The organism is Citrobacter sp. C6_1, assembly GCF_014596835.2.
Classification (GTDB): Bacteria; Pseudomonadota; Gammaproteobacteria; order Enterobacterales; family Enterobacteriaceae; genus Citrobacter; species Citrobacter pasteurii.
Genome location: NZ_CP115031.1, coordinates 3,757,897 through 3,771,178, shown reverse-complemented (window position 1 = coordinate 3,771,178; position 13,282 = coordinate 3,757,897). Strand labels below are relative to the sequence as shown.

Annotated in this window: 11 protein-coding genes; 7 read left to right on the top strand and 4 right to left on the bottom strand. The window is 51.4% G+C overall.

The window, feature by feature from the left end; all coding sequences use genetic code 11:
- Positions 1-70: 70 nt before the first annotated feature.
- From dgt to cdaR, 3 genes are all read left to right on the top strand, one after another.
- Positions 71-1,588 carry a dGTPase gene (dgt, locus tag IB196_RS18180; RefSeq protein ID WP_188232470.1) on the top strand — a complete coding sequence of 506 codons (1,518 nt, stop codon included), beginning with the start codon at positions 71-73 and terminating at the stop codon, positions 1,586-1,588.
- 129 nt (positions 1,589-1,717) lie between these two features.
- The gene (gene degP, locus IB196_RS18175) at positions 1,718-3,151 is read left to right on the top strand and encodes a serine endoprotease DegP (RefSeq protein WP_005132129.1); all 1,434 of its coding nucleotides are present in this window, start codon (positions 1,718-1,720) and stop codon (positions 3,149-3,151) included.
- Between the two features lie 147 nt (positions 3,152-3,298).
- The gene (gene cdaR / locus IB196_RS18170; protein ID WP_005132128.1) at positions 3,299-4,456 is read left to right on the top strand and encodes a DNA-binding transcriptional regulator CdaR; all 1,158 of its coding nucleotides are present in this window, start codon (positions 3,299-3,301) and stop codon (positions 4,454-4,456) included.
- Positions 4,457-4,550: 94 nt separating this feature from the next.
- On the opposite strand, the gene IB196_RS18165 is transcribed toward cdaR, so the two are convergent.
- The 4 genes from IB196_RS18165 to map all read right to left on the bottom strand — a co-directional run bounded on the left by IB196_RS18165 (position 4,551) and on the right by map (position 9,483).
- Positions 4,551-4,937, bottom strand: a complete 387-nt coding sequence (locus IB196_RS18165) for a DUF3461 family protein (RefSeq protein WP_005132126.1) — start codon at positions 4,935-4,937, stop codon at positions 4,551-4,553.
- A 109-nt stretch (positions 4,938-5,046) separates the two neighbouring features.
- Entirely contained in the window at positions 5,047-5,871 is an 825-nt protein-coding gene (dapD, locus tag IB196_RS18160) for a 2,3,4,5-tetrahydropyridine-2,6-dicarboxylate N-succinyltransferase (protein ID WP_005132123.1), read from the bottom strand.
- A gap of 31 nt (positions 5,872-5,902) precedes the next feature.
- Complete coding sequence (glnD, locus tag IB196_RS18155; protein WP_005132121.1) at positions 5,903-8,575, bottom strand: bifunctional uridylyltransferase/uridylyl-removing protein GlnD; 2,673 nt, start codon at positions 8,573-8,575, stop codon at positions 5,903-5,905.
- 113 nt (positions 8,576-8,688) lie between these two features.
- A complete protein-coding gene (gene map / locus IB196_RS18150; protein WP_005132119.1) occupies positions 8,689-9,483 on the bottom strand; it encodes a type I methionyl aminopeptidase in 795 nt (264 codons plus the stop codon).
- 449 nt (positions 9,484-9,932) lie between these two features.
- Here map and rpsB point away from each other — a divergent pair, with 449 nt between their 5' ends.
- From rpsB to frr, 4 genes are all read left to right on the top strand, one after another.
- Entirely contained in the window at positions 9,933-10,658 is a 726-nt protein-coding gene (gene rpsB, locus IB196_RS18145; RefSeq protein WP_005132117.1) for a 30S ribosomal protein S2, read from the top strand.
- A gap of 132 nt (positions 10,659-10,790) precedes the next feature.
- Positions 10,791-11,642: a translation elongation factor Ts gene (tsf, locus tag IB196_RS18140; protein ID WP_005132116.1), complete on the top strand. Its 852-nt coding sequence runs from the start codon at positions 10,791-10,793 to the stop codon at positions 11,640-11,642.
- Positions 11,643-11,787: 145 nt separating this feature from the next.
- Positions 11,788-12,513: a UMP kinase gene (pyrH, locus tag IB196_RS18135; protein WP_005132114.1), complete on the top strand. Its 726-nt coding sequence runs from the start codon at positions 11,788-11,790 to the stop codon at positions 12,511-12,513.
- 139 nt (positions 12,514-12,652) lie between these two features.
- Positions 12,653-13,210: a ribosome recycling factor gene (gene frr / locus IB196_RS18130; protein ID WP_188232471.1), complete on the top strand. Its 558-nt coding sequence runs from the start codon at positions 12,653-12,655 to the stop codon at positions 13,208-13,210.
- Positions 13,211-13,282 lie beyond the last annotated feature (72 nt).

Sequence of the window (13,282 nt, the reverse complement as noted above, 5' to 3'; positions counted from 1 at the left end):
ATAAGCCAGATTTGAGGGCATAGTCTATCATGCGCTTAAGGGGTAGCGCATTTCTCAGGCGGGAGAGGACATGGCACAGATCGATTTCCGAAAAAAAATAAACTGGCATCGTCGTTACCGTTCGCCGCAGGGCGTGAAATCTGAATATGAGATCCTGCGCATTTTCGAAAGCGACCGTGGACGCATTATCAATTCTCCGGCTATTCGCCGACTGCAGCAAAAAACCCAGGTCTTTCCGTTGGAGCGTAACGCGGCGGTGCGTACGCGCCTGACGCACTCGATGGAAGTTCAGCAGGTAGGACGTTATATCGCCAAAGAGATCCTCAGCCGACTGAAAGAGCAAAAGCTGTTGGAGCAGTACGGCCTGGATGAATTGACCGGTCCCTTTGAAAGCATCGTCGAAATGTCCTGCCTGATGCATGACATCGGCAATCCGCCGTTTGGTCATTTTGGCGAGGCAGCAATTAATGACTGGTTTCGCCAGCGACTCTATCCGGCTGATGCTGAAAGTCAGCCGTTAAGCGACGATCGCTGCCTGGTGTCTGCGTTATGCTTGCGTGAAGGTGAAGAGTCGCTCAATGATATTCGCCGCAAGGTACGTCAGGACCTGTGCCATTTTGAGGGCAATGCGCAGGGCATTCGGCTGGTGCATACCCTGATGCGCATGAACCTGACCTGGTCGCAGGTGGGGGGAATTTTAAAATATACGCGCCCGGCATGGTGGCGTGGAGGTACGCCGGCGACGCATAGCTATTTAATGAAGAAACCAGGATATTACCTTTCCGAGGAACCGTATATTGAGCGGTTACGTAAAGAATTATCCTTAGCACCTTACAGTCGCTTTCCGTTAACCTGGATTATGGAAGCAGCGGACGATATCTCTTATTGTGTGGCTGATCTGGAGGATGCTGTTGAGAAAAGAATCTTCAGCGTCGAGCAGCTTTACCACCATCTGTATGAGGCGTGGGGACATCATGAAAAAGGTTCCCTGTTTAGCCTGGTTGTTGAGAACGCCTGGGAAAAATCTCGCTCAAATACATTAAGCCGCAGTACAGAAGATCAGTTCTTTATGTATTTACGCGTTAACACGCTGAATAAGCTGGTACCGTACGCCGCTCAGCGTTTTATTGATAATGTGCCACAAATTTTTGAGGGGAGTTTTAATCACGCTTTATTAGAAGATGCCAGTAGCTTCAGCCAGTTGCTGGGTGTCTATAAAAATGTGGCGGTAAAACATGTATTTAGCCATCCAGATGTGGAGCAATTGGAATTGCAAGGCTATCGGGTTATCAGTGGGCTTATGGAAATCTACCAACCACTGTTAAAAATGTCATTATCCGACTTTAGCGGGCTGGTTGAACACGAAAGATTAAAACAGTTTCCTATCGAATCACGATTATTTCAGAAGTTGTCTACCCGCCATCGTCTTGCTTATGTTGAGGCGGTCAGTAAAATATTGCCAGGTAGTGCCGAGTTCCCGGTCATGGAATATTATTACCGCTGTCGTTTAATTCAGGATTATATCAGCGGGATGACTGACTTGTATGCCTGGGATGAATATAGACGGCTGATGGCGGTAGAACAATAAATACTCATTTGTAAAGGCGGACAATAAAATTTTACTTTTTCCTTAAACTTCATTCTGGAACTTAGCGCTATAAAACGACTCTGAGGTATACAGCAATTTTGCGTGACCTGTTAATCGAGAACGAAACACATGAAAAAAACCACATTAGCAATGAGTGCACTGGCTCTGAGTTTAGGTTTGGCGTTGTCCCCCCTGTCTGCAACGGCGGCTGAGACAGCGTCTTCAGCGACAACAGCCCAACAGATGCCAAGCCTGGCCCCGATGCTCGAAAAAGTGATGCCATCGGTGGTGAGTATTAATGTCGAGGGGAGCACGACGGTCAATACGCCGCGTATGCCGCGTAATTTCCAGCAGTTCTTCGGTGATAACTCTCCGTTCTGCCAGGACGGTTCTCCGTTCCAGAGCTCCCCGTTCTGCCAGGGCGGTGCTCCGGGCGCTGACAACGGCGGCGGACAGCAGCAGAAATTTATGGCGCTGGGGTCTGGCGTCATCATTGATGCCGCGAAAGGGTATGTTGTGACCAACAACCATGTGGTCGATAATGCCACGGTGATCAAGGTTCAACTGAGCGATGGGCGTAAGTTTGACGCGAAGATCGTCGGAAAAGATCCGCGCTCTGATATCGCGCTGATCCAAATTCAGGATCCGAAAAACCTGACGGCAATTAAGCTGGCAGATTCTGATGCGCTGCGCGTGGGTGATTACACTGTAGCGATTGGCAACCCGTTTGGCCTCGGTGAAACGGTGACATCAGGTATCGTTTCTGCACTGGGGCGTAGTGGCCTGAATGCCGAAAACTACGAGAACTTTATCCAGACGGATGCGGCGATCAACCGCGGTAACTCTGGTGGTGCGCTGGTTAACCTGAATGGTGAGTTGATCGGGATTAACACCGCGATCCTCGCACCGGATGGTGGCAACATCGGGATCGGTTTTGCTATCCCAAGCAACATGGTGAAAAACCTGACTTCGCAGATGGTTGAGTTCGGCCAGGTTAAACGCGGTGAGCTGGGTATTATGGGGACTGAGCTGAGCTCTGAGCTGGCGAAAGCGATGAAAGTGGATGCCCAGCGCGGGGCATTCGTCAGCCAGGTGATGCCGAACTCTTCTGCAGCGAAAGCCGGTATCAAAGCTGGTGACGTGATTACATCACTGAACGGTAAACCAATCAGCAGCTTCGCAGCCCTGCGTGCGCAGGTTGGCACCATGCCAGTGGGGAGTAAAATTAACCTTGGCCTGCTGCGCGACGGTAAGCCGGTAACGGTGAACCTGGAACTGCAGCAGAGCAGCCAGACTCAGGTTGATTCCAGCTCTATCTTCAAAGGCATTGAAGGTGCGGATATGAGCAACAAAGGCCAGGATAAAGGTGTCGTGGTAAGTGATGTGAAACCGAATTCGCCGGCGGCACAGATTGGCCTGAAGAAAGGGGATGTCATCATCGGTGCTAACCAGCAACCAGTGAAAAACATCGCCGAACTGCGCAAAATTCTCGACAGTAAACCGGCTGTACTGGCGCTGAACATTCAGCGTGGCGACAGCTCCATCTATCTGTTGATGCAGTAATCTCCCTCAACCCCTTCCTGTAAAGGAAGGGGTTCTTTTTGTGATACCTCCCACAACTCCATATTTCTTCCTTCTGCTTTGTGCATTTGCACAATGTCGCCGCTTATTATCTTCCCTATGCTTGAGCTCTGCTCACAGGAGGGGTTTATGGCTGGCTGGCATCTCGATACCAAAATGGCGCAGGATATCGTGGCGCGCACGATGCGCATCATTGATACCAATATCAACGTAATGGATGCCCGTGGGCGGATCATTGGCAGTGGCGATCGCGAACGTATTGGTGAATTGCACGAAGGTGCGCTGCTGGTGCTCTCACAAGGCCGGGTGGTGGACATTGACGATGCAGTGGCAAGGCATTTGCACGGCGTGCGTCAGGGGATAAACCTGCCGTTGCGTCTTGAAGGCGAAATCGTTGGTGTTATCGGGCTTACCGGTGAACCGGAACATCTGCGTAAATACGGCGAGCTGGTGTGTATGACCGCCGAAATGATGCTGGAGCAGTCGCGTTTGATGCATCTGCTCGCTCAGGACAGTCGTCTGCGCGAAGAACTGGTGATGAACCTGATTCAGGCTGAAGAGAACACCCCGGCGCTGGTGGAATGGGCGCAGCGGCTAGGTATAGATCTGAACCAGCCGCGCGTGGTAGCGGTGGTGGAGGTCGACAGCGGTCAGCTTGGTGTAGACAGCGCCATGGCTGAACTACAGCAATTACAAAATGCGTTGACGACACCAGAACGAAATAACCTGATTGCGATTGTTTCACTGACTGAGATGGTGGTTCTGAAACCCGCACTGAATCAGTTTGGCCGCTGGGATGCAGAAGATCATCGCAAGCGTGTTGAACAGCTGATCGCCCGTATGAAAGAGAACGGACAGCTACGCTTTCGCGTATCGCTGGGCAACTATTTTACCGGACCCGGCAGTATTGCCCGTTCGTATCGTACGGCGCGCACCACCATGATGGTCGGTAAGCAACGGATGCCGGAAAGCCGCAGCTATTTTTACCAGGATTTAATGTTGCCAGTGCTGTTAGACAGCTTGCGTGGTGGCTGGCAGGCTAATGAGCTGGCGCGTCCGTTGGTACGGCTGAAAGCAATGGATAACAACGGCTTACTGCGTCGGACATTAGCGGCCTGGTTTCGGCATAACGTTCAGCCGCTGGCGACCTCAAAAGCGTTGTTTATCCATCGTAATACGCTGGAATATCGCCTGAACCGAATTTCAGAGCTGACCGGGCTGGATTTGGGGAATTTTGACGATCGACTGTTGTTGTATGTCGCGTTACAGCTGGATGAGCAGCATTGATTCATTGCCTGATGGCGCTACGCTTATCCGGCCTACGAGGACATACCTGTAGGCCGGATAAGGCGTAATACGCTGCCATCCGGCAACAAACTGCTTATTTACGCGTTAGTTTTTCCAGATCGGCTTCAATTTCGCTGATCTTATTGGTCACGACGCTTTCCAGATGACGTAAATCATCGAGGATCTTGCGTTTAAGATCGACTTCACTGCGATCGCGCTGGCAGATCTGATCCAGCTCGTCGATCACATAGCGCAGATTTGGACTGATCTCCTGCACTTCTTTGTAGCCCTGACCGATGCCATCGGCGACTACTGTTTTACGTTGGCGGGGATATTTGAACTTCACGCTCTTGGCAAAAAACTCGCCTTTATCCTTCTGGAAATAGATTTTCAGGATATCGTTGTTGGCTTCTTGCCGCAGACTGTAACGATCGATCTCTTCAGGATTAGTAATGCCCAGACTTTTCAGATTGTCATACATAGCGGTACCCTTAAGCTCACCATAACCATTGAATAATTAACGAAAAGCCTTGTTTATGCCACTCGCAGATGTAAAAAAAGCGGGCTAAGCCCGCTTTTTCAAATTGCTGTTAGTCGATGGTACGTAACAGTTCGTTGATACCCACTTTGCCACGCGTTTTGGCATCGACTTTCTTCACAATCACCGCGCAGTACAGGCTGTATTTGCCATCTTTCGATGGCAGGTTGCCGGAGACAACCACAGAGCCCGCCGGAACGCGGCCATAATGCACTTCGCCGGTTTCGCGATCGTAAATACGGGTGCTCTGACCGATATACACGCCCATCGAGATAACAGAGCCTTCCTCGACAATCACGCCTTCCACAACTTCAGAACGTGCGCCGATGAAGCAGTTATCTTCGATGATGGTCGGGTTTGCCTGTAATGGCTCCAGTACGCCACCGATGCCGACGCCGCCGGACAGGTGAACATTCTTACCGATTTGCGCACAAGAACCTACGGTCGCCCAGGTATCAACCATCGTACCTTCATCGACATACGCACCAATGTTAACGTAAGACGGCATCAGCACGGTGTTACGCGCGATAAATGCGCCCTGACGCACGGCCGCAGGCGGAACCACGCGGAAGCCTTCTTTCTGGAAGCGTGCTTCATCGTAGTCGGCGAATTTCATCGGCACTTTATCGAAGTAGCGGCTTTCCGCACCCTCGATAACCTGATTATCGTTAATACGGAAAGAGAGCAGGACCGCTTTTTTCAGCCACTGATGGGTGATCCACTGGCCGTCAATCTTTTCTGCGACACGCAGTGCACCGGAATCCAGTAAAGAAATAACCTGATTAACCGCTTCACGGGTTACGGTATCCACATTTGCCGGAGTAATGTCGGCACGACGCTCAAAAGCGGACTCAATAACGTTCTGTAACTGCTGCATTGTTAAACTCTTTCCATAATAAATAAAAACATTACCCTTTATCGTTTGGATTGAGGGCCTCTGTCAACCGTTGATGTACTTCCTGCTGCAGCTCATTATTAAGAGCACGCCGGTCGGCGGTGGCGATTATGAATAAATCTTCTACTCGCTCGCCAATAGTTGTAATTCGGGCGCCATGCAGCGAAATTCCCAGATCGGCAAAAATCTGCCCGACCCGCGCCAGCAGTCCAGGCTGGTCGAGGGCGATAAGCTCAAGGAATGATTTTCGGTCGGTATGGGTCGGCAGGAAAGTGACCTCGGTATCGACGGTAAAGTGGCGCAATTTTGCCGGTTGGCGACGTGGTTGCGGCGGCTGCCAGCTCCGCTGCGTGATCGCCTGTTCCAGTCCAAAACGGATCGCTTCGTGTCGGTCTGACGACAGCGGACTGCCGTCCGGCTCCAGAACGATGAACGTATCCATCGCCATGCCATCACGGGTGGTGAAAATTTGTGCATCGTGAACGCTAAGATTACGCCTGTCCAGTTCGGCGCAGACGGCGGCGAACAGGTAAGGACGGTCCGGGCTCCAGATGAAAATCTCCGTTCCGCCGCGCGTGGCCTGCGGGCTGAGTAAAATTAGCGGTTTACTGAGATCGTGTTGCAGCAGATGACGCGCATGCCAGGCCAGTTGATTTGGGCTGTGGCGCACGAAATAGTTGGCGCGGCAGCGTGACCAGATATGGTGCAGCGCTTCTTCGTCAATGTTGTCCATTCGCAGTAGCGCCAGCGCCTGAAGCTGATGATGGCGCACGCGTTCGCGCATATCCGGCGTGTTTTGCATCCCACGACGTAGCTGTTTTTCCGTCGCAAAGTACAGCTCGCGCAGCAGACTTTGCTTCCAGCTATTCCACAGCGTTTCGTTAGTCGCGCAAATATCCGCGACGGTCAGGCACACTAAAAAGCGCAGACGATGTTCCGTTTGCACTTCTTCAGCGAATTGCTTAATCACCTCCGGATCCTGAATATCACGGCGCTGAGCGGTCACCGACATCAGCAGATGCTGGCGCACCAGCCACATGACCAGATTCGTTTCGCGGGAGTTGAGTCCGTGTAATTCGGCGAACTTGAGTACGTCCTGAGCCCCCAGAATAGAGTGATCGCCGCCACGTCCTTTGGCGATATCGTGGAACAGCGCCGCAATCAGAATGAGTTCCGGTTGACGCAAGCGCGGCCACAGATCCACACACAGCGGATGGCGCTGGCGAGTCTCTTCCCTGGCAAAACTTTCCAGTTTCAGCATTACGCGGATAGTGTGCTCATCCACGGTATAAGCATGAAACAGATCAAACTGCATTTGACCGACAATATGTGACCACTGCGGCATATAGGCCCATAACACGCTATGGCGATGCATTGGCAACAGGCCGCGACTCACTGCGCCCGGATGGCGCAACATGCTGAGAAATAGCGAGCGCGCTTCCGGAATGTAGCACAGCGGTTGAGTTAAATGACGGCGGGCATGACGCAAATGACGCAGTGTGGTGGAGTAAATTCCGGTGATCGCGCTATTGCGTACCATGATGTAAAACATCCGCAAAATGGCCTCGGGCTCGCGGATAAACAGGTCGTCATTGCGCAGGTCAATCAATGTGCCACGCAGTTGAAAGTCGTCATCAATTGGGCGCGGTTTTTCATCAGCCGGCATGGCGAGGATCGCCTCGTCAAACAGCTGGAGCAGCATATGGTTCAGTTCACTCACTCGTCGCGTGACCCGGAAATAGTCTTTCATCATCCGCTCGATCGGCTCATTGCCTTCACCGCCATAATTGAGGCGTTGAGCCACGCTGAGCTGCCGATCAAACAGCAGACGATTATCGTATCGGTTCACGATCAGATGCAATGCGAAGCGGATCCGCCACAGAATATGCAAACATTCATTCAATTCGGCGCGTTCTGCCAGCGTCAGGAAGCCGAAGCCGACCATCTCATCCAGCGACGTGGCACCAAAATGACGGCGGGCGACCCATTGCAGAGTATGAATATCGCGCAGGCCGCCGGGACTGCTTTTGATATCCGGCTCCAGGTTGTAGCTGGTGCCGTGATAGCGCTGGTGGCGTTGATTCTGTTCTTCTACTTTGGCAGCGTAAAATTTATCGGACGGCCAGAAACCTTCGCTAAAAATATGCTTTTGCAGCTCAAGGAACAGCGCGACATCGCCAATCAGCAGTCGTGTTTCAATCAGGTTGGTGGCGACGGTTAAATCCGATAGCCCCTCCAGCAGACACTCTTCCAGCGTCCGCACGCTGTGTCCTACCTCCAGCCGCACATCCCACAATAGCGTTAATAACTCGCCGACTTTCTCCGCCTGCGCGTCAGGCAGTTTTTTACGACTCAGGATCAGCAGGTCAATATCGGAAAGGGGATGCAGTTCACCACGCCCGTAGCCGCCAACGGCAACCAGCGCCAGATCGGCAATCTGACCGAAACCGGCTTCAATCCACAGGCGCTGCAGCAACTGGTCAATAAATTCGGTGCGGGCTTCGATTAACTGTTCAGCGGAAATTCCGCTGTCAAAAGCTTCCCCCAGCCAGTGCTGGAAATTATCGATATGGGCTTTAACGCCGGTACAGTTGAGGTCGTGCTGTGGCCATGTCCCTGGGTTTTGCGGTTGGCCAGGCAGGGTGGGGAGGGCAGTATTTGCGTGCTGTTCAGGAAGAGTATTCATTATGCGCCACCCATTAAAAAGCCGGATGGCAGCGCGAGCGCCTTATCCGGCCTACGAAGTAGTGCAAATTGTAGGCCTGATAAGATGCTAACGCATCGCCATCAGGCAAAACATTATTCGCCGTGTGTGATGATCGCCGGGATGGTGTCATCCTTGCGTAACGTCAGAATTTCACAGCCGTTTTCCGTTACCACAATAGTATGCTCGTACTGAGCAGACAAGCTGCGGTCTTTGGTTTTCACCGTCCAGCCGTCCTTCATGGTGCGGATACGGTAATCGCCGGCGTTCAGCATCGGTTCTACGGTGAAGGTCATGCCCGGCTGCAGTACCACACCGCCGTCGTCCGCATCGTAGTGCAGAACCTGAGGTTCTTCATGGAAGCCGCGACCGATACCGTGGCCGCAGTATTCACGAACCACAGAAAAGCCTTCGCCTTCTGCGTATTTCTGAATTGCAGCTCCCAGGGTACGCAGGCGAATACCCGGTTTTACCATCCGCAGCGCCAGATACAGGCTTTCCTGCGTGACGCGGCACAGACGCTCGCCAAGAATGGTTGGTTTCCCGACGATGAACATTTTCGACGTGTCGCCATGGTACTCGTCTTTAATTACGGTGACGTCGATGTTGACGATGTCGCCGTCTTTCAGGTGCTTAGCGTCATCCGGGATCCCGTGGCACACCACTTCATTAATAGAGATGCACACGGATTTCGGATAACCGTGATAACCCAGGCACGCGGAAATCGCCTGCTGTTCATTCACGATGTAGTCGTTACAGATGCGATCCAGCTCGCCGGTGCTGACGCCCGGTTTAACAAACGGTGCGATCATTTCCAGTACATCGGCGGCCAGACGGCCAGCGACGCGCATTTTTTCGATTTCTTCAGGAGTCTTAATTGAGATAGCCATGAATTCTGTCCATCAGTGCCGATTATTTCGACAATAATTGTGTAAGTGTCGTCAATGGTATCAGTCTGGGGTATACCCTGCCAAATTGAGAATCATTCTGAACTTCGCCTTTCGTGCCACAGGTGCGTTGGCTGTATTTTTTCACTCCAGTCACTTACTACATGTAAGCTCCTGGAGATTCAAAAATTTGCCGCCTTCCTGTAACACGAAATTCATCGTTCATTCAGCACACAGTACCAACAATTATTGGTGTCGACGGCGTATTTGTGGTATAAAGCGCGCCGGACTTCCGTTCTATTCGCAGACTACACACGATGGACGGGAGCGACAAATCTCACTTTGTGTAACAACACACACGTATCGACACATATTCCGGGGTGCCCTTAAGGGTCGGTAATATGGGATGCGTGGAGGCTTAACCCCAACTTTTATATATAGAGGTTTTTATCATGGCAACTGTTTCCATGCGCGACATGCTCAAGGCTGGTGTTCACTTCGGTCACCAGACCCGTTACTGGAACCCGAAAATGAAGCCGTTCATCTTCGGTGCGCGTAACAAAGTTCACATCATCAACCTTGAGAAAACTGTACCGATGTTCAACGAAGCTCTGGCTGAACTGAACAAGATCTCTGCTCGTAAAGGTAAAATCCTTTTCGTTGGTACTAAACGCGCTGCAAGCGAAGCGGTGAAAGACGCTGCTAACAGCTGCGATCAGTTCTTCGTGAACCATCGCTGGTTGGGCGGTATGCTGACTAACTGGAAAACCGTTCGTCAGTCCATCAAACGTCTGAAAGATCTGGAAACTCAGTCTCAGGACGGTACTTTCGAAAAGCTGACCAAGAAAGAAGCGCTGATGCGCACCCGTGAGCTTGAGAAACTGGAAAACAGCCTGGGCGGTATCAAAGACATGGGCGGCCTGCCGGACGCTCTGTTCGTAATCGATGCTGACCACGAGCACATTGCTATCAAAGAAGCAAACAACCTGGGTATCCCGGTATTTGCTATCGTTGATACCAACTCTGATCCGGACGGTGTTGACTTCGTTATCCCGGGTAACGACGACGCAATCCGTGCTGTGACCCTGTACCTGGGCGCTGTAGCTACTACCGTTCGTGAAGGCCGTTCTCAGGATCTGGCTTCCCAGGCGGAAGAAAGCTTCGTAGAAGCTGAATAATAAGGCACGCTCGTTAGAGCCCTTATAGACCAGGTAGTATCATGTTTGGTTAGGGGCCCTTCAGGCCCCTTTTTCACTTTTAAATCTGTGCGGTTTCATGCCGGGCAGATCAAATCTTCCGAGGATTTTAGAATGGCTGAAATTACCGCATCCCTGGTAAAAGAGCTGCGTGAGCGTACTGGCGCAGGCATGATGGATTGCAAAAAAGCACTGACTGAAGCTAATGGCGACATCGAGCTGGCAATCGAAAACATGCGTAAGTCCGGTGCTATCAAAGCAGCGAAAAAAGCAGGCAACGTTGCTGCTGACGGCGTAATCAAAACCAAAATCGACGGCAATATCGCTTTCATTCTGGAAGTTAACTGCCAGACTGACTTCGTTGCTAAAGATGCTGGTTTCCAGGCATTTGCTGACAAAGTACTGGACGCTGCCGTTGCTGGCAAAATCACTGATGTTGAAGTTCTGAAAGCGCAGTTTGAAGAAGAACGTGTTGCTCTGGTTGCTAAAATCGGTGAGAACATCAACATCCGTCGCGTTGCTTCCCTGGAAGGCGAAGTACTGGGTAGCTACCAGCACGGTGCGCGTATCGGTGTTCTGGTTGCTGCAACTGGCGCTGATGAAGAACTGGTTAAACAGCTGGCAATGCACATTGCTGCAAGCAAACCAGAATTCGTTAAGCCGGAAGACGTTTCTGCTGAAGTAGTAGAAAAAGAATACCAGGTTCAGCTGGACATCGCGATGCAGTCTGGTAAGCCGAAAGAAATCGCAGAGAAAATGGTTGAAGGCCGCATGAAGAAATTCACCGGCGAAGTTTCTCTGACTGGTCAGCCTTTCGTTATGGAACCGAGCAAATCTGTTGCTCAGCTGCTGAAAGAGCACAACGCTGACGTAACGGGTTTCATCCGCTTCGAAGTGGGTGAAGGCATCGAGAAAGTTGAGACTGACTTTGCAGCAGAAGTTGCTGCGATGTCCAAGCAGTCTTAATTTTAAAAGGAGCCGCCTGAGGGCGGCTTCTTTTTGCGCCCGACTTGTAAATTCAGCTAAGCGCTATAGTGGCAGGGCTGAAAAGCGACATACAATGTTGCTGGAATTAACTCATCTCATTCGTTGACAGTCTCAGGAAAGAAACATGGCTACCAATGCAAAACCCGTCTACAAACGTATTCTGCTTAAGTTAAGTGGCGAAGCTCTGCAAGGTTCAGAAGGCTTCGGTATTGATGCAAGCATACTTGACCGTATGGCTCAGGAAATCAAAGAGCTGGTCGAGCTGGGAATCCAGGTTGGCGTAGTGATCGGTGGTGGTAACCTGTTCCGTGGTGCTGGTCTGGCGAAAGCAGGGATGAACCGCGTCGTGGGCGACCACATGGGCATGTTAGCCACCGTAATGAACGGTCTGGCGATGCGCGATGCGCTTCACCGCGCCTATGTGAACGCTCGCCTGATGTCCGCAATTCCTCTGAACGGCGTGTGTGATAACTACAGCTGGGCAGAAGCAATTAGCCTGCTGCGCAACAACCGCGTGGTTATTTTGTCTGCGGGTACCGGCAACCCATTCTTTACCACCGATTCTGCAGCCTGCCTGCGTGGTATTGAAATCGAAGCGGATGTGGTTCTGAAAGCCACTAAAGTTGATGGTGTGTTTACCGCCGATCCGGCTAAAGATCCAACAGCAACCATGTACGAACAGTTGACCTATGCTGAAGTTCTGGATAAAGAGCTGAAAGTGATGGATCTGGCTGCGTTCACGCTGGCTCGTGACCACAAATTACCGATTCGTGTCTTTAACATGAACAAACCGGGTGCGCTGCGCCGCGTTGTGATGGGTGAAAAAGAAGGCACGTTAATCACGGAATAATTCCCGTTGCGGCTAAATGCAGGTAATATTCCGCTTTAATGTCGCGGGATACGTCCCTCAAAATTAATCAAGACTATACTTGTCACATCTTGCGTGGTGGGTATGGTCTGACTGAAACAAGCTTTCAAGGATTCGTAACGTGATCAACGATATCAGAAAAGATGCTGAAGTACGCATGGACAAATGCGTCGAAGCATTCAAAAATCAAATCAGCAAAATTCGCACCGGTCGTGCTTCTCCCAGCCTGCTGGATGGCATTATCGTAGAATATTACGGCACGCCGACTCCGCTGCGCCAGCTGGCAAGCGTAACGGTTGAAGATTCCCGTACCCTGAAAATCAACGTGTTTGACCGTTCTATGGGACCAGCCGTTGAGAAAGCGATTATGGCTTCCGACCTCGGTTTGAACCCAAGCTCAGCGGGTTCTGACATCCGCGTACCACTGCCACCGCTGACCGAAGAGCGTCGTAAAGATCTGACCAAGATCGTACGTGGTGAAGCTGAAGGCGCGCGTGTTGCGGTGCGTAACGTACGCCGTGATGCCAACGACAAAGTGAAAGCGCTGCTGAAAGATAAAGAGATCAGCGAAGATGACGATCGCCGTTCTCAGGACGACGTACAGAAACTGACCGATTCTGCAATCAAGAAAGTTGATGCGGCGCTGGCAGAGAAAGAAGCGGAACTGATGCAGTTCTGATTCGCCTGTACGCTAAAAACGCCGCTTAGAAGGCCTGAGAAGGCTGGATGGCGGCGTTTTGCTTTTTTATCC